The following is a 20,295-nucleotide window of genomic DNA, read 5'->3' as shown; positions in this document are numbered from 1 at the left end:
ATTATAAGATACCACTTATAAGGGGTATAATATAAAAAATGATACACAATAGATAAAGGGGTTAATTCTATGTTTAAAAAAGAGTATATAATCAATAATTTGAAAAATCAAATACTGATTAATAAACATATAATTGGAGTTGCTGTTGGGTCTGGATTATCTGCCAAATATGCAGAAAAAGGGGGAGCAGATATTATACTAGCTTTAAGTTCTGGAAGATTTAGACAAATGGGAATAGGCTCTCTTGCTGGATGGATGCCTTTCTCAAATTCGAATGAATTAGTTATGGAATTTGGCTCCCGTGAAATTATACCAATAATAAAAAATATACCAGTTATTTTTGGCATTAATGCAACTGACCCCACAATAAACTTGGAAGAATATATTGATTTAATAAAAAGCAAAGGTTTTTCTGGAATTAATAACTTTCCAACGGTAGGAATGCTGGAAGGGAAGTTTCATGAGGCTCTAGAAAATGAAGGGATTAGCTTTGATAAAGAGGTTGAAGCTATTAGAATTGCCCATGAAAAGAATTTATTTACCATAGCTTTTGTTTTTGATGAAAAACAAGCTGTGGAAATGCTAAGGGCAGGGGCGGATATTATATGTGTGCATCTAGGATTAACAGGTGGAGGAGAAGTAGGGGCTAAGAAAATGATATCTTTGGAATCGGCAAAGAATGTTACATCGAAAATATTTAAGGTCTGTGATGACATTAGACCAGATGTATTTAAAATGATTTATGGAGGACCTGTTAAAACACCAATAGATATTGATTATATGTACCAAAATACTCAAACAATAGGGTATATTGGAGGATCAGCTTTTGAAAGAACTCCCTCTGAGTCAACAATAACAAATACTACAAAATCTTTTAAGTTTGCTGGAATTCATGAAAAAGATGAGCTGCTAATAAAAATGATTGAAGGAATAAAAAAGCATTATAGCTATGTTGATTTTGTTAAAGAATATATTTCAAATAATTATATGCATAAAATACTTTTAAGTGATTTGGCATCAGTGTTACATGTATCGAGGCCATATTTAAGTACACTTTTTAAAAATGAAGTAGGTTGTACTTTCCCAGAATACTTATCTCAGTTTAGGCTAAATAGAGCAAAGGAAATTTTAGAAAAAGAAAATATTCAAATAAGCGAAATTGCCCATATTGTAGGATATAGTGATTATGCTCATTTCAGCAAATCCTTTAAAAAACAAACAGGTTTATCTCCTAAAGAGTATAGGGAAAAGAATAAAACGGTTACAAGTATTACAAAATCACATGAACATATTACAAGATAACATGTATATTTTAATTTGTTAGTTGTATTATCAAGTTAAAGTAAAGAAAAAAATTATTAAGGAGGTTAACTATGAAGACGATTGCAATCGCAGGAACTTTTGATTCTAAAGGTGAAGAATTCAGCTATGTTAAAGAGATAATTGAAGGTTTAGGGTTAAAAACTTTTATGATTCACACAGGGGTTTTTGAACCTAAGTTTACACCAGATGTATCTAATGATGAAGTGGTAAAAGCTGTAGGTGGTGACATTAAAGAAATTGTAGCAAAAAAAGATAGAGCATTAGCTACAGATATTTTGTCAAGAGGAATGGAAAAGCTATTACCAAAGCTTTATTCAGAAGGAAAATTTGATGGAATTCTTTCCTTTGGGGGAAGTGGTGGTACTTCAATCGTTACTCCTGGAATGAGAGCACTTCCAATAGGGGTACCAAAGGTTATGGTATCTACCGTTGCAGCTGGAGATATATCTATGTATGTAGGAACTAGTGATATAGTTATGTATCCATCTATTGTTGACGTAGCAGGGTTAAATTCTATTTCAACAAAAATTTTTACTAACGCTGCTTTTGCTATAGCAGGCATGGTAAAATTTGAAAGCAAAATTGATTTAAATAAAAAACCTTTAATTGCTGCAACTATGTTTGGCGTTACCACTCCTTGTATAAATAAATCTAGAGAATATTTAGAAAAGCTTGGGTATGAGGTTTTAATATTCCATGCCACAGGAACTGGCGGAAAAGCTATGGAAAGCTTAATAAGAGATGGTTATATAGAAGGTGTTTTAGATATTACAACAACGGAATGGTGTGATCAATTGTTTGGGGGAAATATGGCAGCAGGAGAAGATAGACTTGAAGCAGCTGTACTTAATAAAATACCTCAAATTGTTTCGGTTGGAGCATTAGATATGGTTAATTTTGGCCCCATATCATCTGTTCCAAGTAAATATGTAGGACGTAATTTTTATAAACATAATCCAACGGTTACATTAATGCGTACTACAGTGGAAGAAAATAGACAATTGGGTTTAATCATTGCTGAGAAGTTGAATATGGCTCAAATAAAAACAGCACTATTACTTCCATTAAAAGGGGTTTCTCTTTTAGATTCAGAAGGTCAACAATTCTATGGAGTTGAAGAAGATGCCATGTTATTTAAAACATTAAAAGAAAATATAACTAATCCATTAGTAGAGATTATAGAAATAAATTCAAATATTAATGATGAAGAATTTTCTATCGCTGCAGCACAAAAATTAGTTCAATTATTAAATGAAAAATAGTTAGGAGGAATTTAAAATGTCAAAATCACGTAGTGAAATTCTAAATAAATTAAAAGATGAAATTAAATCAGGAAAAGTAATTTTAGGAGCAGGTGCTGGAGCAGGCATTTCTGCTAAAAGTGCTGAAGCTGGTGGAGTTGATTTAATTATAATATACAACTCTGGAAAATATAGAATGGCAGGAAGAGGATCTCTTGCTGGGTTATTATCCTATGGTGATGCTAACCAAATCGTAGTTGAAATGGGAAGTGAAGTGCTACCTGTTGTTAAAGATACTCCTGTATTAGCAGGGGTTTGTGGAACAGATCCATTTAGAGTAATGAAACCATTTCTAAAGCAACTTAAAGAACAGGGCTTTGCAGGAGTACAAAACTTCCCAACCGTTGGGCTTATTGATGGGGTTTTTAGACAAAATCTTGAGGAAACAGGAATGGGATATGGTTTAGAAGTAGAGATGATTAGAAAAGCTCATGAATTAGATCTAGTAACTTCACCATATGTATTTGATAAAGAACAAGCTATTGAAATGGCAAAGGCAGGAGCAGATATATTAGTAGCTCATATGGGATTAACTACAAAAGGAACTATTGGTGCTAAAACAGCACTTACATTAGATGATTGTGTTGTAAAAGTACAAGAGATATGTGATGCTGGTAAGTCAGTAAATCCAGATATCATAATCTTATGTCATGGTGGCCCAATAGCAGAACCAGAGGATGCTCAATATATAATATCAAAAACTCATGGTGTTGAAGGTTTCTTTGGAGCATCAAGTATAGAAAGATTTGCTACTGAGGTTGGTATAAAAAATCAAACTGAAGCATTTAAAAATATTAAGAAATAAATACAGAAAAAGCGATAGGACATGAAACCTTTCGCTTTTTTTGTATTTAATATTAATTAACTATTTAGATTTTAGATTCATTACTTAACTGTCCTCAAATTTATCACGTAAATTTCACCATAATTAATCTCCTCAATTGATAGCTTATCCTAAAGATTCCTTATGATGTTTTGTTTTCTTAGCAGTTATTACGAAAATTAACTTTCATACTTTAGATAATTGATAGAATACTTATTGGATATTATAAAATATTTGTAATTATGCTTTTAAATGAAATTTTAGTTGAATTCAAGAATGATGATTATTTAGAAATATCATATTAAATAATAAAATTTAACGAAAAATTAAAGAAAAACTACTTGTAAATGAAATAATGTCACCAATATTTGTTTGATAATAGCATAAAGTTGCATTATATGCTATCATTATTTACAATAATACAAAAAAATGATTTGAAATCTAAATGACATATTTCTAAAATATAATAGAATTGGTTGACAAATTAATAATTGATTTTAAAGGGTAAATTAAGTTTATATTAGTTACTTAATTTATGTTATAATAAATTATCATGAAAAGGAGGGAGAAATTTTGAGAAAAACAAAGAAATACTTAGTAATAATTAATATAATTCTTTTAATATCGCTAAAAATCTTAAATTTAGGATTATTTGAAATTAAACACAAAATTTCTTCCTTGGATATTAAAAATGTAATCAATTTATATAGAGAAAATTATAGAGAATTTTCCTACCTACTATTTAAGAGTAAAGTTATCCCATATAAACATAACAATTTAAAAATTAATTTATCAAAGCCTAAAAGAAGAATTGTTCCATATAGATATAAAAACATAGGATTTATTATTAAGGAAGAAAATCATTTTGGAGAAAATTCTGAATTATTATACAGTCATTTAACATTTTTTCAGAATCATTTAAATAAATACAATATTACCCAACTATTTAGTCCACTTATTCTATTTTTAGATTATAGGAATAAAATTAGAAATCTATTAAAAAGTAAATTTAACGGGAGTAGTTATAAAGAAATTTATCTAATTTAAACTATAAAAGTAAGTGGGAGGTATTAATCCAATGATTATTACAGAAGAAAATTATCAACTGTGGATAATAAAAAGAACATTATCGATTGCCTTAATACTATCCATGTTAATTCTTATTATAGTTTCAAATCCAAAGGAATATATATATGGCTTACTTTTTAGTACATGCATTACGGTTTTAAACTTTAGACTTATGTGCATTAGCATAGAAAGGTCTTTATATATGGCACAGAAAAAAATAAAATTTTTTATATTAGGAAATTATGCCATGAGAACTTTTATTTATGGTATTGTCATATTTATTTCGTATATAGCAGATTATTTAAATTTTTATACTGCTATACTGGGTTTATTTTCTGTGAAGATAACTATAATTTTTGGTGTCTTTTATAAAAAGGGCTTGTTTAAATTTATAAAAAAACAATAAAGTTTATATAATTAAATATTTTGAGCGGTATTGTCAAAATGATATAGATTCACCGTAATATAGGAGGTGAATAGCGTGAATATGAACATAAATTTCCTATTGTTCGGCAAGGAAATATGTTTAAATGGTAATGCTATAAATTCTTGGATAATAGTTATACTGTTATCTATATTTTCAATTATTGTTGGTAGAAAGATAAAAAATACAAAAATTGATGAGAAGCCAAGTTCCATAGTTACTATTGCAGAGTTTTTTGTAGAGGCGGTTGAATCATTAGTAAAAAATACTATGGGTGAAAATAGAGTGGGTTTTGCCCCTTATATAGGAACAATAAGCTTATTTTTAGTATTCGCTAATTTGCTTGGACTTTTAGGCTTAGAGGCTCCCACAGCTGATTACAGTATAGTTTTAGCCTTGGCAATGATTACTTTTATGTTGATACATTTAAACAGTATAAATAGTAATGGTATAAAGGATTATTTAAAAAGCTTTACGGAGCCTACGCCAATAATGTTGCCTATTAATTTAATAAGTGAAATGGTAATACCAATTGCATTATCTTTTAGATTATTTGGAAACATGATAAGCGGGACTATAATAATAGCTCTAGTTTTTAGTGCATTAAATAGTATATCTATGATTACTATACCTTTCATAGCACCATTTTTAAACGCATATTTTGATGTTTTTGTAGGCATTGTTCAGACCTTTATATTTGTAATGCTTACCATGGTGTTTATAAGCAATAAAACGAAAAAAACTAAGTAATATTAAAATGAAGAATTGATTATTTAAGGAGGAATATAAATATGCAAGGAATTTCAAGCGAAGCATTTGTATTAGGTTGCTCAGCGATAGGAGCAGGTATAGCTGTATTGGCAGCTTTTGGACCAGGATTAGGACAGGGGTATGCGGCAGGTAAAGCAGCGGAAGCGGTTGCAAGACAACCTGAAGCAAAGTCAGATATCATTCAAACTATGATATTAGGACAAGCGGTTTCAGAAACAAGTGGAATTTATGGGTTAATTATAGCTCTTATTCTAATAGTTGTACGTCCTTTAATGCAAGCATTATAAAATATAGAATAGCGTGTAGTGTATTTTAGCAATGCTCATGTATGAATATGTGATTTCATCCATGTTTACTGCATAGAAAGGAGTATTTAAGTCATGAATTTTCAAATAAATATTATGCCAGACTGGCCTATTTTCATATCTCAGTTGATTTCAACCACGGTTCTATTTCTTGTAGTTAAGCATTTTTTATTTAAGCCAGTTTCCGATATGGTTAATGCTAGAAAAAACAAAATTGAAAATGATATTTTTGAAGCTGAAATTCAAGCTAAGGAAGCTAATGTTTTAAAAAATCAATATGAGCAAAAAATAGAAGAATCGAAAAACGAAGCAAGAACAATTATAGCTTTAGCTAAACAAAGGGAAGATAAAATAAAGCAGGAGGTTCTTGCAGAGGCAAAGATTGAAGTAGATGGTATGTTTATAAAATCTAAAGAAAGTATTGAAAGGGAGAAAGAAAAAACTATGGCAGGTTTAAAACATGACATAGTGGAAATGGCCATGTTAGTAGCCTCAGCAGCCATTGACAAAAATTTAGACGAAGATACTCACCAAGAAATGATAAACAAGTTTATCGATGAGGTAGGTGAAGTGGAATGGATAGAGTAACTTATAAAAAATATAATGAAGTTTTAAATGAGTTAATGTTTGATGAAGATAAACTTGATGAATTTAGAGATGAGCTTAAATTTATATCAGATGAGATAAAAAGAGAACCGCAATTTCAAATTATACTTGAACATCCAGAGCTTTCAAAAGAGGATAAAAAAGATATATTAACTTCTGTTTTTGAGGAGAATGTGTCAAAATCAGTGCTAACCCTTTGTTACAATTTAATAGACAATAGTATGGAAAACTATTTTAATAGAATTGGTAAGGATTTTGATGATAAGATAAATGACAAATATGGAGTTATTGAAGCAGTGGTTTATACTGTACTTCCCATAAATGCTGATAGTATGAAAAAACTTAAAGAAATTTTAACTAAAAAGCTTCAAAAAAGAGTTATTCTCTCCAATAAAGTTGATAAGTCTATAGTTGGTGGAGTTGTTCTTAAAGTAGGAGATAAACTCATTGACGTAAGTATTAAAGGAAGACTAGATGATATTCATACGTCTATAAATAATTCAATTATTAAATTATGATAGGAGAGTAAACTTAATGAATTCTAGAAAAGATGAAATTAGCTCTATCATAAAGGAGCAAATTGAGAAGTATGAAAAAAAACTAAATTTAACTGAAGCAGACTATGATTTTCAGTCTAATGGAATAAATGCATTAAAAATAAATTCAATAATAAAAGAGCAACTTAAAAAATATGAAAAGCAACTTAATGTGTTAGACGCAGGTACTGTTATTCAAATTGGAGACGGTATTGCAAGAATTCATGGATTAGAAAAATGTATGGCTTCAGAATTATTAGAATTTCCAAATCAAGTATATGGTATGGTTCTCAACCTTGAAGAAGATAATGTAGGCTGTGTACTATTAGGACCTAGTGAAGATATAAGAGAAGGAGATATAGTAAAAAGAACGGGAAGAATTGTAGAAATCCCAGTAGGAGACGCATTGGTGGGAAGAGTAGTTGATGCTCTTGGCGAACCAATAGATGGTAAAGGAACTATTAATGCGGACAAGTTTAGGCCTATTGAAGCGGAGGCATCTGGAGTTATTGAAAGAAAATCTGTAGCTGTACCTTTGCAAACAGGAATAAAGGCTATTGATTCTATAATTCCTATTGGCAGGGGGCAAAGGGAACTTATTATAGGTGACAGACAAACTGGGAAAACCGCATTGGCAATAGATACAATTATAAATCAAAAAGATCAAGATGTTATATGTATTTATGTGGCCATTGGACAAAAGAGATCTACAGTAGCTCAATTGATAGATACTTTGGAAAAGAATGGAGCTATGGAATATACAATTATAGTATCTGCTACAGCAAGTGAGGTAGATGCAATGCAATATATAGCCCCTTATTCAGGCGTGTCTATAGCAGAAGAATTCATGTACAATGGGAAGGACGTGTTGATTGTATATGATGATTTATCAAAACATGCAGTTGCCTATCGTACCATGTCTCTCCTTTTGAGGAGACCACCAGGACGTGAAGCATATCCAGGGGACGTATTTTATTTGCATTCCAGGTTGCTAGAAAGGGCGGCAAGGCTTAATGATGAAAATGGTGGAGGATCTATAACGGCGTTGCCAATAGTAGAAACTCTTGCAGGAGATATCTCAGCCTATATTCCAACAAATATAATATCTATAACGGATGGTCAAATATTTTTAGAGCAAGAATTATTTTCCTCAGGACAAAGACCAGCAGTGAATTCTGGCTTGTCAGTATCAAGAGTAGGTGGTGCTGCTCAAACTAAGGCTATGAAAGAGGTATCTAGTGGACTAAAACTTGAACTTGCGCAATACAGGGAACTTCTATCCTTTGCACAGTTTGGATCGGAGCTTGATAAGGAAACCCAAAAAACATTGTCATATGGGGAGAGGATAATGGAAATATTAAAGCAACCTCAGTATTGCCCTATGTCAATGGAAAGACAAGTAATGCTTCTATATGTGGTATGTAATAAATATATTAATGATATTCCTATAGAAAAAATTAAGGTTTTTGAAAAGGAATTTTTAGAATTTATGAAAAATAATTATTCACATGTAGAGAAAGAAATAGCTAGTGCTAAAAAGCTTACTGAAGAAATAGAATCTGAGCTTATAAAAGCTATAGAGGAATTTTTGGGGCTCTTCAAATGAAAATGATGTAAGAAGAGAGGTGGAAGTATGGCTCAAGGGATGAAAGAAATTAAAAGAATGATAAAAAGTGTGAATAGCACAAAAGAAATAACCAGAGCAATGGAGCTTGTTTCATCATCTAAACTCAGACAGGCTAGAAAGCGCTTAGAGGGATTAGAGTCATATCAAAAAATCGTGCTTAAAAGTATTAATGGGCTTCTGACCTCCGTAGCTAAGTTAACTTATCCTGAGGATGAAAAAAGAGAAGCAAAATACAAGCTGTTTATTGTAATAACTTCTGATAAAGGTTTGGCAGGTGGATATAACAATAATGTGCTAAAACTTACTGAAAATATTATTGAAGATAAGGAACAGGCATTAGTTATACCTATAGGCCAAAAAGGTATAGACTATTTTACTAGAAATAACTATGAAATAGTAGAAAGTTTTGACCTTATATCAGAGAATCCACAATTTGCAGATGCAGTTAATATAGGCAATCTTGCTATAGATTTATATAAAAAGCACCAAGTATACGAGATAAATCTAGTATATACTACTTTTAAAAATGCATTATCTCAAATACCTACTTTAGTAAGACTTCTTCCAGTAGAGACTGTGGAATCTGAAAATACTAATAAAAATATTCAGTTAGAATGCGAACCATCACCGGAAGCAGTGCTAGATTATTTGATTTCTAAATTTATTCATATTTCTATATATGGTGCTTTGGTTGAATCTTCTGTTAGCGAACAAGGAGCAAGAAGGGTATCTATGGAATCAGCAACTAATAATGCTGAAGAAATGATAGCTAATCTTGAATTAGGATATAATCGAGCTCGACAAACCTCAATAACTAGAGAAATAACAGAAATTGTAGGTGGTGCAGAAGCTCTTAAATAAATAAGCAGAGGAGGAAATCGGATGTTAGAAAAGAACACGGGCAAAGTAGTTCAAGTTATTGGACCTGTGTTAGATATAAGATTTAATAAGGATAATATGCCTAAGCTTTTAAATATTATTGAAATAAAAGATGCTAATAATAAAGTATTAGCAGAAGTAGCTCAACATATAGGTGAAGATACAGTAAGATGCATTGCCATGTCTTCGACAGATGGACTTATAAGAGGTATGGAAGCAATAGATACAGAGGCACCAATCAAAGTTCCAGTGGGTGATGTAACTTTAGGAAGACTTTTTAATGTACTTGGAGAAACCATCGATAAGGGCGGTGAATTAATTGCTGATGAATATATGCCTATCCATAGAGGGGCACCGCTACTTGAAGAACAACAAACAGCTACTGAAATATTTGAAACTGGAATAAAAGTTATCGATTTAATGACACCTTATGCAAAAGGTGGTAAAATTGGTCTTTTCGGTGGAGCAGGAGTTGGAAAGACAGTTTTGATTCAAGAACTTATTAACAACATTGCAAAAGAGCATGGAGGATTATCAGTATTTACTGGTGTTGGAGAGAGAACTAGAGAAGGTAATGATCTTTACCATGAGATGAAAGATTCAGGAGTTATAGATAAAACTGCCTTGGTATTTGGTCAGATGAATGAACCACCGGGAGCAAGAATGAGAGTTGCACTAACAGGACTTACTATGGCAGAATATTTTAGAGATAGTAAAGGGCAAGATGTTCTATTATTTATAGATAATATCTTTAGATTTACTCAAGCGGGATCTGAGGTATCAGCACTTCTTGGACGTATCCCAAGTGCTGTTGGTTATCAACCTACTTTAGCAACAGAAATGGGACAACTACAAGAAAGAATTGCATCTACAAAAACAGGTTCCATTACTTCTGTTCAAGCAGTTTATGTACCAGCGGATGACTTAACAGACCCAGCTCCAGCAACAACATTTTCTCATTTAGATGCAACTACTGTTCTCTCACGTACGATTTCGGGACTAGGAATATATCCAGCAGTAGACCCTTTAGATTCAACATCTAGAATTTTAGATCCTCTAATTGTTGGAGAAGAACACTATCATGTAGCTCGTGAAGTACAAAGAGTTCTTCAAAGGTACAAGGAGTTGCAGTATGTTATAGCGGTATTAGGTATGGATGAATTATCAGAAGCGGACAAGCAAACCATAGCTCGAGCTAGGAGAATTCAACGTTTCCTATCTCAACCATTTAGCGTAGCAGAGCAATTTACAGGAATACCTGGAGAATATGTACCTTTAAAGGAAACAATAAGAGGATTTAAGGAGATACTTGAAGGAAAGCATGATGATCTTCCAGAAGCAGCATTTTTATTTGTAGGTACCATAGACCAAGCTGTGGAAAAGGCTAAAAAAATAAAAAATTAGGAGGATTTAAATGGCTTTATTTTCACTAAAAGTAGTAACTTCTAATGGGATTTTTTTTGACGAAGATGTAAATATGGTTATATTAAGATGTGTAAATGGAGATCTTGGAATATTAAAAGGTCATGCTCCATTAATATCTCTTATAGGTATCGGAAAACTAAGGATTAAGCAGAATGGAAAATTTAAAGAAGCAGCCATTGCTGGCGGGTATGTGGAAGTAAATAAAGAAAATGTATTAATAGTTTGCGATGCTGTTGAATGGCCGAATGAGATAGATATAGAGAGAGTTAAAAAAGCAAAAGAAAGAGCTGAAGAACGACTAAAAAATCCTGAGGGCATTGATGTTGAAAGGGCGGAAGTATCTTTGAAAAGGGCTATAAACCGAATTAATATAACAGAGATTCAATAAAAATATACAAATAAGGCACTATCAATTTATAAAAATATTTAAATTGATAGTGTTTTATTATTAAGTTTCCGTTTGTGTCGTCTAACCTACCCATAGTACCACTATAAACAGAACCTGGCGCATTGCTCTGATATAAAATATACTAACATCTTTGGAATATTATTATTTTTCAGATGCCTGACTATCTGATATTATAAGAATATAAGAATGTAAAAACATTTAATGGAGGTGTTTATTATGAAAATATTATTTGTACAGTACCCAAAATGCACTACTTGTATTAAAGCTAAAAAGTGGTTAATTGAAAATAATGTGGATTTTGAAGATAGACATATAGTTGAAAATAATCCCACAAAAGAAGAGTTAAAGGCATGGTTACATAAAAGTGGATTGCCTATAAATAAGTTTTTCAATAGTAGTGGAAAGTTATATAAAGAGATGAATCTTAAAGATAAAGTCAAAACTTCTAGTGAAGAAGAGCTTTTAGATATATTATCTTCCAATGGAATGATTGTAAAAAGACCAATAGTTGTAGGAGAAGATTTTGTTTTAGTAGGATTCAAAGAAGAACAGTGGGCAGAGAAACTTAAATAAAGTAGAAACAAATTAGAGCATTGGAGAAATCTAATGCTCTAATTTATTTATTAACTTTTAAAATATGAAAAGTTTTATAAAAAGATTTCATTTTATTATTGTAAGGTAAATGCCATTAAAAATATAATTTATAAGAGGATTATAAAGTTTATCTATTACTCATTAAACTAACCCCTCACATAATTTATTTGTTTAATTATACATAAAAAAAACCTATAGGATAGACTTTTTTAAAATTGTCTACTCTATAGGATACATTTTACACCCTTAATAAGGGTATGTTTTTTATATTAGCTGCAAGCTTTAAGGAAGTCTTCCTTCATACATTATGGATAGTTCTCCATAAAATTTACCCTAATTTCTAAGTGGCAAACTCCACTTTTTGTAGCTTCAAAAGTTGCTAAGTACAATGCTTTAAGCAAAGAAGTGTCACTTGGAAATACACTTCGCTGACGATTCAATCTACAATAAATACCATTAAGGCTTTCAATAGTATTAGTTGTGTACATAAACTTGCGTACATCAGCAGGAAAGTTAAATATAGAGTTTATAACATCTCAATTAACTGACCAGCTTTTCATTAGTTACGCTCCAGTTCATCTTTTTATATATTATACATTAGCATTATAATGCATGTAAGTCATAGGTAATTAAACCTAATAATTTGATTATTTTATAAAATTATTGTACTTATTATAATGATTAATATTTCTATTTTCTGATAAAATGGAGCTTTTTTATTTCAATAGTACTTTATATTTTAAATTTATTTACTTCTTCATTCATCACTTTAGTCATTTCGCTTAATCTCTCCGCAGTTACAGATACATCTTTTGAACAATTATGCATTTCCTCTGATGATGCACCTATCTCTTCTGAAGATGCACTTATTTCTTCTGAAATAGCTGAACTTCCTTCCATCTTAGATAAAACATCATCTTTTTCTTCATTTATAGAATATGCTGAATTATTAACATTTTGTATTTTAGGAACAACATTTTCAATTGCGTCTATTATCTCCTTAAATATATGTATTGTTTCTTTTATTGTTTCAGATTGGCTATCTAATTCTCCTTTCATCTTTCCAGTGCTGTCCATAATATCTTTTTTATCTTTAGCTATATTTTCTACCAATTTATTTATACTTTCAGAAGAATCCCTACTTTTTTCTGCTAACTTTCTTATTTCATCTGCTACCACAGCAAATCCTTTTCCAGATTCTCCTGCTCTTGCTGCTTCAATTGCTGCATTTAGTGCTAAAAGATTAGTTTGATCTGAAACACTATTTATTAAATCTGTCATATCACTTATTTGGTCTATGTTATAATCAAGTTTAGATATTAAATCTAAAGAGTCTTTAAAAAATTCTCCTACATTTTTCACTGATACCATCATGTTCGCCATCTTTTTATTGCTATCATTAGCCATCAAATTTATGTTGACGGAATTTTCATTTATTGAGGATAACTCATTTACAACTACATCAAGACTTTCTCCAAAACTTGATAAAATCGAAGTTGCTTTTACAAGTTCTCCTGCTTGGTTTGAAATTCCTATAGCCACTGCCTGTATGGCATTTGATACCTCATTTGAGGATCCTGTCATTTCTTCTGAAGCTGATAATAACTTTTCTCCCTCTTGTGAAACCACTTCAGAGCTTTCCTTTACCTTTGATAGCATAGATTTTATAGAACCCTGCATCTTATCTAATGATTTTATAATATCTCCAATTTCATCTTCCAATTTAAAATATTTTTCTTCTATTGGAATTGTAAAATTTCCTCTTCCCATTTCTTTTATATGTTCAGCTGCATATTTAATAGGATTTGATATTTTGTTTGCTATAAGTATGCATACGAATGCTGCAACTATAGCAAATATAATAGTAGAAATTAAGATCATAATCCCTATGCTATTTGCAGATTTTACAAGTTCTGCTTTTCCTACAAAGGATATATAGTACCATCCTAATTTTTCATTGGATGATTTTTTTACATTTATTAAGTATTCCTTACCATCATCCATTTTTGTAGTAAAATTATTATTAGTATATGCTGACAGGTCATCCAGTTTTTTCACATTAAGTTCTTTTATACTTTTAGAAACAAGACCTTCATCCTCGCCATCAGCTATTATTGTACCCTCTTTATCTGTTACAATAAGATAGCCATCTTGACCTATTCTTATATTCTTACTCATTTCAGATAATTTTTTTAAATTTATGTCCAAGGTTATAACCCCTTTAAATTTTGAATTTGTATCCTTAATTGGGCTTATAACCGACATTACCATAGAACCAGATGATGTTTTATATACATCTGTAAATGAAATCTCATCCTTATTTTTTTTACCTTCATTGTACCAATCTCTAGTTCTAGGGTCATATCCTTTTTTTCTTGATATCGCTGGATACTGCATATATCCGCCATTATCCTCTGAAGATATAGAAACAGTTTCTACTCCATCATGAGTTTTTGTAAAGTTTTCAAATTTTTTATAGGCAGAAGCTTCAAAACTTCCATTTTTAAGAGGAGTCATAGGTATTTCATCAGATTTATACTTTTTATTAACATACGAAGTTATCTGATTCTCTAAATTATTTAGTTCTTTAGAAAACATATTTATATTTTCTTCAAAAGACACAATATAATTATTAAAGCTACTATCCACCTGAGTTATTTGCTTTTCTATAGATTGGATATAATCCTCTTTGGTTTGATTTTGTACTTTGTTGTAGATTATAGAACCTAGTAAACCTAAAAACACTAAAATTAAAGACAGAAAAGAAATTATAAGCTTGTTTTTTATACTAAAATTTTTTTTCATATATTCATACTCCTTATATAATAAATTTAGGTTGATAAAGGTAACCTATAACCCTTTATTAACTGTATATTTATACAGGTGATTTCTGTATAACAACTATATTAGATAGAGTGATATCGAACTCTCCTTGAGGCATGGATCTTGTTATTGAAAGACTAACACCTCTGTCTGATAAGCAGTTTACGAATAAGTTGGATGTCAGCTCAACTTGAGTACCTCGAATATACAATAAGGCAGTAACGTTTATCAGTACAGTGGAATCTATCTAAGAAATATTTTAATTGTAGGTAATGTTTATGTTTTATTTAGGTGACTCATTGTAAAATGAAATTGCATTAATAAATAAAAAATCCATAGTGTATTATACTTACCCATTTCATCATTTGAAAAATGAACCAATGAAAGGCATAACCGGTTGATACGTCGATTTATTCCAAAAGGTAAGCGTATGTCTAATTGCACTCCTGACAACATTGTCTTTTTAAATATGCTAAGAACAAATTTCTTTACATATTTCGTATATTTACCCTTAAAGGTATTATCGGACATAAATTTTAAAAATATAGTCTATAGATAAGCATTCTCTAAGGTATTATGGACTTTACACTATGCATCATTAATATTCAATGGTAGTGGAAAGTTATGCAAAGAGATGAATCTTAAAGACAAAGTCAAAACTTCTAGTGAAGAAGAGCTTTTAGATATATTATCTTCCAATGGAATGATTGTAAAAAGACCAATAGTTGTAGGAGAAGATTTTGTTTTAGTAGGATTCAAAGAAGAACAGTGGGCAGAGAAACTTAAATAAAGTAGAAACAAATTAGAGCATTGGAGAAATCTAATGCTCTAATTTATTTATTAACTTTTAAAATATGAAAAGTTTTATAAAAAGATTTCATTTTATTATTGTAAGGTAAATACCATTAAAAATATAATTTATAAGGGGATTATAAAGTTTTATAAAGTTTATCTAAATATAGTTTATAATTGGAAACGTAGGAGGGATCTTTCTATGAAAGAAAAAATATTGATTGTTGAAGATGATGAGGAAATAGCTTTATGTATAAAAGAGTATGTTGAAAATAATGGTTATAGTACTCTTTGGGCATCTACAGGAAGAGAGGGTTATGAAGAATTTAAAAGAGGTAAATTTCAACTACTGATAATAGATATTATGATGCCTGAAATGGATGGACTAACTCTTTGTAAGAATATAAGACTCACCAGTGATATACCTATAATTATTCTTAGTGCAAAAAGTGAAGATTATGATAAGGTAAAGGGATTAAATTTAGGAGCTGATGATTATGTAACTAAGCCTTTTAGTTTGATTGAACTTCAAGCAAGAATAGAATCTAATTTAAGAAGATATAAGAGATACAATGGCATAAATGAAGATAATAATCTTTTAAAATATAAAAATGGACTTAGCATAAATAAAGAAGATAAATACGTAGAAATTGAAGGCATTAATGTACATTTAACTTCTAAAGAATTTGAATTATTTATTTTAATGGCACAAAATCCAAAGAGATCTTTTAGCAAAAAGGAACTTTATGAAATTATATGGGGAGAAGAAGAAATAGATGGAAATAATACTGTAACTGTCCATGTAAAACAAATTAGAGATAAATTAAAGGATAATCTTAAAAAGCCAAAGTTTCTTGAGACTGTATGGGGAACTGGGTATAGATTTGTAGGAGAAAAATTAATATGAGGATAAAAAAGTGGCTTACACTATCATATATAACGGTGGTGCTTATCCCTATATTAACTGGTATGATGCTTTTTCTTTGGATGAAAAGTTACAACGAAAAGACAGAAATAGATGATTATATCAATAGTATAAAAAAGTTTGAAAAATACGATAAGCTATTAAGCAACAAAGAATTTTATGCTTATCCTTTTAAGGAAGTAGATTTCATTGATGAAGAGGATAGAAATAGTACTAAGATAGTTATATATGATAAAAATGGAATTAGATTATATTCATCTATTAATGAGAGTGTATTATATTCAATTTCTAAAGAGCAGCTTTATTCAAACCTCTATGAAATAAAACACGGATTTAGAGCAGATACCTTGAAAAAGCCTGTTTTTGATAGAGGAAATATAATTGGATTCTATGAAGTAACAATATTAAGAACCAAGATAATTCAAGGGGTGAATAGTGGTACTATTGTAGTGATTAGTATATTTATTATTGTTTTTATAGCAGTTTTAATATGGATGATTAAATTAATGGACAGGAAGTTTAATAAACCACTTCTTTTGCTAATAGATTCCATAAAGGATTTTGCAAAAGGAGAAGAAACTTGTATAAATTATATGTCAAAGGATGAAATTGGGGAACTTATAAATCATTTTAATGATATGAAGAAGAAAATTAAAGAAAAGGATTATGAAATAGAAAGAGAGCAAAAATCAAAGGAATATATGATAGCAGCAATTTCTCATGATTTAAAAACGCCATTAACATCAATAAGAGCTTATACTGAATTAATCATTTCTAAGGCGGAAGAAACCAGCAAAAGATATGCTCTTAGCATATTGAATAAATGTGACTATATGAGTAATATGTTAGAAGATTTATTGATGTATACAATACTTTCTTCAAATTATATTATGGATTTTGTTAATGTAGATGGAGAAGAGTTTTTTCAGATGCTTCTTTCAGGTTATGAGGAAGTTTGTGAAAAAAGTAATATAAATTATAATACAGAGATAAATGTTAAGGGAAACTATAAGGTTGATGTTAAGCAGATGATGAGAATAGTTGATAATTTAATGAGTAATGCAATTAAATATACAGGCGAAGGAAAATCAATTCATATGGGAGCTTTTTCAGAGGAGTTTTCACTTCCAGATTGGATATGTGAAGAGGAAGAAAAGAAGCTTAAAGAATTTAGAAAAAATACAGCAGTTATATTAATTAAAAACCAAGGAGAAGAAATACCAAAAGAAGATATAGATAGAATTTTAGAACCTTTTTATAAGGTTGATAATTCAAGAAATAAAAAGGTTGGAACTGGTCTTGGATTAAGTATAGTAAAGTTAATTATTAATAAGCATAATGGAAGAATAATTATTTCATCAAGTAAGGAGAGTGGTACATTAATAGCTTGTTTTATAATTAGGGAAAGAGGAGAATTATAATGAAGAAAAAAAGAGCTGTTTCTACAATTATGGGGGCCTTGTTAAGTTTAATTATATTTTCTAGTTGTGGGACAAAAAATAGTATTTTACCAGAAACAATAGTATCTTATGCAATGGAATCAGAGAATAATGTGAGATCTTATTATGGGGAGTCAAGAACTCGTATGTATGATAAAGATAATAAGATTGTTGTAGATAAGATTGCAAAGGAATGGCAAGATATTTCTAAAGATAAAATGAGGGTTAGAATTGAATCATATTCTGATAAGAATGAACTTGAAATAGTATCTACAAATGATGGAAATATTGTCATGATATATAATATTGGTGATAAAAAAGTCTTAACTATGAAAAGTTTAGATAATTTAGGAATGCCTATAAGATCTCAAAGAGAACAAACTAAAATATTTTTAGAAAATATAAAGGAAAGCCACAATATAAGTACTGTTGGAGAAGAAAAGATAAATGGTATGGAGACTTATCATATAAAAGCAGTACCTAAAGAAAAGAATAGCATATTTCCAGAACAGGACATGTGGATAGACAAGAAAAATTGGTTTGTAATTAAGAGTACTTCCTATGATGGAGATTTAAAAGTTGAGAGCGAATATACTAAAATTGATTTCTCACCTAAAATTGAAGATAAAATGTTTACGCAAAAAACTCCAGAAGACGTAAAAATAGAAAATTTTGATACCACTGGACCAAAGACAAAAACTATGACTTTAAAAGAAGTAAACGATTTTTTGGGAAAATCCTTTATATATTTTCCTGAGTCATCATCTTATAAAATTAAGGATATTAAACTTCTTCAGTATGGAAGTGAGTCGGTGAATGATGAAATAACTATACAATATGAAAAAGATAATAAACCTTACTTTAAAATGTCACTTAGTAAAAGCAATAAAATTTATTCAAAAGATGAAAAAGTTCCCAGTAGTGAGGAGATTACTATAAGAGGGGAGAAAGGATTTATACTTAAGGCTGGCATATCTATTATTGGTTGGTCAGAAGGGGATGTGATGTATAATATAATTCCTTCTGAGAACATTGAAGATGTAAAAGCTTTTATAAAAGAATTAGATAAAATGGAGAATTTCAATTAAAGATTTAAGAGATAGGTTAGCTACAATTTTATATTTTGATGTGTGCAATAAAGATTATTTATATTAACTTAAAGGGAAATGATTTATATGGTGAATTGGGTTTTGATTGTTTTATTTATTAGTATTATTTTTAAAGAATTTAAGATTTTAAAAGAATTAGTGATAACCACAAAGAAAAATCTTGTTGAAAAAATATTTTTTTTAATAGGTAGTGGGGTTATCATATACATTACCTATGCATATGCAAGGACATGGATACATTATTTATTGGGGATATTAGGAATAATTTTATATGTGATTGATTATTTCAAATCTGGTGTAACTTCAAATGGATTTACATCTGTATATCGTGGTTTACAATTTATCTCTTGGAATAAGATACAGGAAGTTCATATAAATAAGGGGAAAAATATAAAAGTTTCCTACTCTGGAGATGGATTTCATCATAGCCTTTACTTTGAAATTAAAGACTATGATAAAATAGTAGAATTTCTAAATGAAAAGTTACCTAATGAATTAGTGGACGTTGACTATGATTTTTACATAAGAAAATGAATATACTTTTAAAATTTAATTGCTGCAATATTTTTTAAAAATGAGAGTTAAGGGAAGCTAGAAAAAATAGCTTCCCTTAAAATCATATGGTATCAATATTCTTTTAAAACATAACCAATGTATAAAAGAAAGTATTCTTACAGAAGAAGCTATTTTCTTTTAATATAAATCCATACATTAAATAAAAATAGTATAAATGTAGTAGCAAAGTTTAATGCTGATTCTGTAATTTTTAAAACATATAATTCCATATCAAATGTATATATTGAAGTTCTAAATATGGAAATAAAATTTCCTACTGAAAGCAATAATAGAATATCACGGATTGGTGCTGATAACGTAACACGATTCAAAATAACCTAACATACTGACTTATTATTTTTTAAAAGATGTTTTATTTAATCTTAAGATATAGTTTTTACACTACATCAATATTTTAATACTGTATTTTTATTATCTAAAATCAAGAAAAGATAGGGTTAGCCCTATCTTTTCTTATTGGACTTTAAGCATATTTTATAAAAATCTAAGTTTACCTATACTGTAATCCACCGCAGTGTATAGTCAATCCTATAATAAATG

The 20,295-nt window shown here is 29.8% G+C and carries 19 protein-coding genes and 3 pseudogenes; 20 read left to right on the top strand and 2 right to left on the bottom strand.

What is annotated here, in order from left to right; translation table 11 throughout:
- The first annotated feature begins 69 nt into the window (after positions 1–69).
- From ACWPW7_RS18575 to ACWPW7_RS18510, 14 genes are all read left to right on the top strand, one after another.
- On the top strand, positions 70–1,302 hold the full coding sequence (locus tag ACWPW7_RS18575; RefSeq protein WP_454054711.1) for a phosphoenolpyruvate hydrolase family protein: 1,233 nt from the start codon (positions 70–72) through the stop codon (positions 1,300–1,302).
- A 71-nt stretch (positions 1,303–1,373) separates the two neighbouring features.
- Positions 1,374–2,585 carry a Tm-1-like ATP-binding domain-containing protein gene (locus ACWPW7_RS18570; RefSeq protein ID WP_454054710.1) on the top strand — a complete coding sequence of 404 codons (1,212 nt, stop codon included), beginning with the start codon at positions 1,374–1,376 and terminating at the stop codon, positions 2,583–2,585.
- 16 nt (positions 2,586–2,601) lie between these two features.
- Positions 2,602–3,429 (top strand): phosphoenolpyruvate hydrolase family protein, encoded by an 828-nt coding sequence (locus tag ACWPW7_RS18565; RefSeq protein WP_454054709.1) that lies wholly within the window; start codon positions 2,602–2,604, stop codon positions 3,427–3,429.
- 591 nt (positions 3,430–4,020) lie between these two features.
- A complete protein-coding gene (locus ACWPW7_RS18560; RefSeq protein ID WP_454054708.1) occupies positions 4,021–4,494 on the top strand; it encodes a hypothetical protein in 474 nt (157 codons plus the stop codon).
- Positions 4,495–4,525: 31 nt separating this feature from the next.
- Positions 4,526–4,921 carry an ATP synthase subunit I gene (locus ACWPW7_RS18555; RefSeq protein ID WP_291564904.1) on the top strand — a complete coding sequence of 132 codons (396 nt, stop codon included), beginning with the start codon at positions 4,526–4,528 and terminating at the stop codon, positions 4,919–4,921.
- Positions 4,922–5,002: 81 nt separating this feature from the next.
- Complete coding sequence (gene atpB / locus ACWPW7_RS18550) at positions 5,003–5,689, top strand: F0F1 ATP synthase subunit A (protein WP_454055538.1); 687 nt, start codon at positions 5,003–5,005, stop codon at positions 5,687–5,689.
- Between the two features lie 41 nt (positions 5,690–5,730).
- On the top strand, positions 5,731–5,997 hold the full coding sequence (gene atpE, locus ACWPW7_RS18545) for an ATP synthase F0 subunit C (protein ID WP_039633733.1): 267 nt from the start codon (positions 5,731–5,733) through the stop codon (positions 5,995–5,997).
- 114 nt (positions 5,998–6,111) lie between these two features.
- Positions 6,112–6,603 carry a F0F1 ATP synthase subunit B gene (gene atpF / locus ACWPW7_RS18540; protein WP_291564909.1) on the top strand — a complete coding sequence of 164 codons (492 nt, stop codon included), beginning with the start codon at positions 6,112–6,114 and terminating at the stop codon, positions 6,601–6,603.
- Positions 6,591–7,139: an ATP synthase F1 subunit delta gene (gene atpH, locus ACWPW7_RS18535; RefSeq protein WP_454054707.1), complete on the top strand. Its 549-nt coding sequence runs from the start codon at positions 6,591–6,593 to the stop codon at positions 7,137–7,139. Before atpF ends, atpH begins: the two co-directional genes overlap by 13 nt.
- A 16-nt stretch (positions 7,140–7,155) precedes the next feature.
- A complete protein-coding gene (atpA, locus tag ACWPW7_RS18530; protein WP_454054706.1) occupies positions 7,156–8,763 on the top strand; it encodes a F0F1 ATP synthase subunit alpha in 1,608 nt (535 codons plus the stop codon).
- Between the two features lie 27 nt (positions 8,764–8,790).
- The gene (gene atpG / locus ACWPW7_RS18525) at positions 8,791–9,645 is read left to right on the top strand and encodes an ATP synthase F1 subunit gamma (RefSeq protein WP_454054705.1); all 855 of its coding nucleotides are present in this window, start codon (positions 8,791–8,793) and stop codon (positions 9,643–9,645) included.
- 21 nt (positions 9,646–9,666) lie between these two features.
- Complete coding sequence (gene atpD, locus ACWPW7_RS18520) at positions 9,667–11,067, top strand: F0F1 ATP synthase subunit beta (RefSeq protein WP_454054704.1); 1,401 nt, start codon at positions 9,667–9,669, stop codon at positions 11,065–11,067.
- 10 nt (positions 11,068–11,077) lie between these two features.
- Complete coding sequence (locus ACWPW7_RS18515; RefSeq protein WP_454054703.1) at positions 11,078–11,476, top strand: F0F1 ATP synthase subunit epsilon; 399 nt, start codon at positions 11,078–11,080, stop codon at positions 11,474–11,476.
- Positions 11,477–11,713: 237 nt separating this feature from the next.
- The gene (locus ACWPW7_RS18510; protein ID WP_454054702.1) at positions 11,714–12,070 is read left to right on the top strand and encodes an arsenate reductase family protein; all 357 of its coding nucleotides are present in this window, start codon (positions 11,714–11,716) and stop codon (positions 12,068–12,070) included.
- A gap of 354 nt (positions 12,071–12,424) precedes the next feature.
- Here ACWPW7_RS18510 and ACWPW7_RS18505 read toward each other — a convergent pair.
- Both ACWPW7_RS18505 and ACWPW7_RS18500 read right to left on the bottom strand, forming a co-directional pair.
- A pseudogene (locus tag ACWPW7_RS18505) lies at positions 12,425–12,651 on the bottom strand (transposase); the annotation flags it as partial.
- 172 nt (positions 12,652–12,823) lie between these two features.
- Positions 12,824–14,896, bottom strand: a complete 2,073-nt coding sequence (locus ACWPW7_RS18500; protein WP_454054701.1) for a methyl-accepting chemotaxis protein — start codon at positions 14,894–14,896, stop codon at positions 12,824–12,826.
- 338 nt (positions 14,897–15,234) lie between these two features.
- Between ACWPW7_RS18500 and ACWPW7_RS18495 the strand changes: the two are divergent.
- The 6 genes and pseudogenes from ACWPW7_RS18495 to ACWPW7_RS18470 all read left to right on the top strand — a co-directional run.
- A pseudogene (locus ACWPW7_RS18495) lies at positions 15,235–15,473 on the top strand (hypothetical protein); the annotation flags it as partial.
- A gap of 45 nt (positions 15,474–15,518) precedes the next feature.
- Positions 15,519–15,704 (top strand): annotated as a pseudogene (locus ACWPW7_RS18490) (ArsC/Spx/MgsR family protein); the annotation flags it as partial.
- 204 nt (positions 15,705–15,908) lie between these two features.
- Complete coding sequence (locus tag ACWPW7_RS18485) at positions 15,909–16,613, top strand: response regulator transcription factor (RefSeq protein WP_454054700.1); 705 nt, start codon at positions 15,909–15,911, stop codon at positions 16,611–16,613.
- A complete protein-coding gene (locus tag ACWPW7_RS18480; protein ID WP_454054699.1) occupies positions 16,610–18,052 on the top strand; it encodes a HAMP domain-containing sensor histidine kinase in 1,443 nt (480 codons plus the stop codon). The genes ACWPW7_RS18485 and ACWPW7_RS18480 overlap by 4 nt, the downstream gene beginning before the upstream one ends.
- Positions 18,052–19,158, top strand: coding sequence for a LolA family protein (locus tag ACWPW7_RS18475; RefSeq protein ID WP_454054698.1), 1,107 nt, complete (start codon positions 18,052–18,054; stop codon positions 19,156–19,158). The genes ACWPW7_RS18480 and ACWPW7_RS18475 overlap by 1 nt, the downstream gene beginning before the upstream one ends.
- Before the next feature lie 87 nt (positions 19,159–19,245).
- Positions 19,246–19,713 (top strand): hypothetical protein, encoded by a 468-nt coding sequence (locus ACWPW7_RS18470; RefSeq protein WP_454054697.1) that lies wholly within the window; start codon positions 19,246–19,248, stop codon positions 19,711–19,713.
- The last annotated feature ends 582 nt before the right edge of the window (positions 19,714–20,295 follow it).

This window comes from Clostridium sp. Marseille-Q7071 (assembly GCF_965112025.1).
Note: the sequence above shows the minus strand (reverse complement) of the source record. Positions and strands in the feature narration are given on the sequence as shown.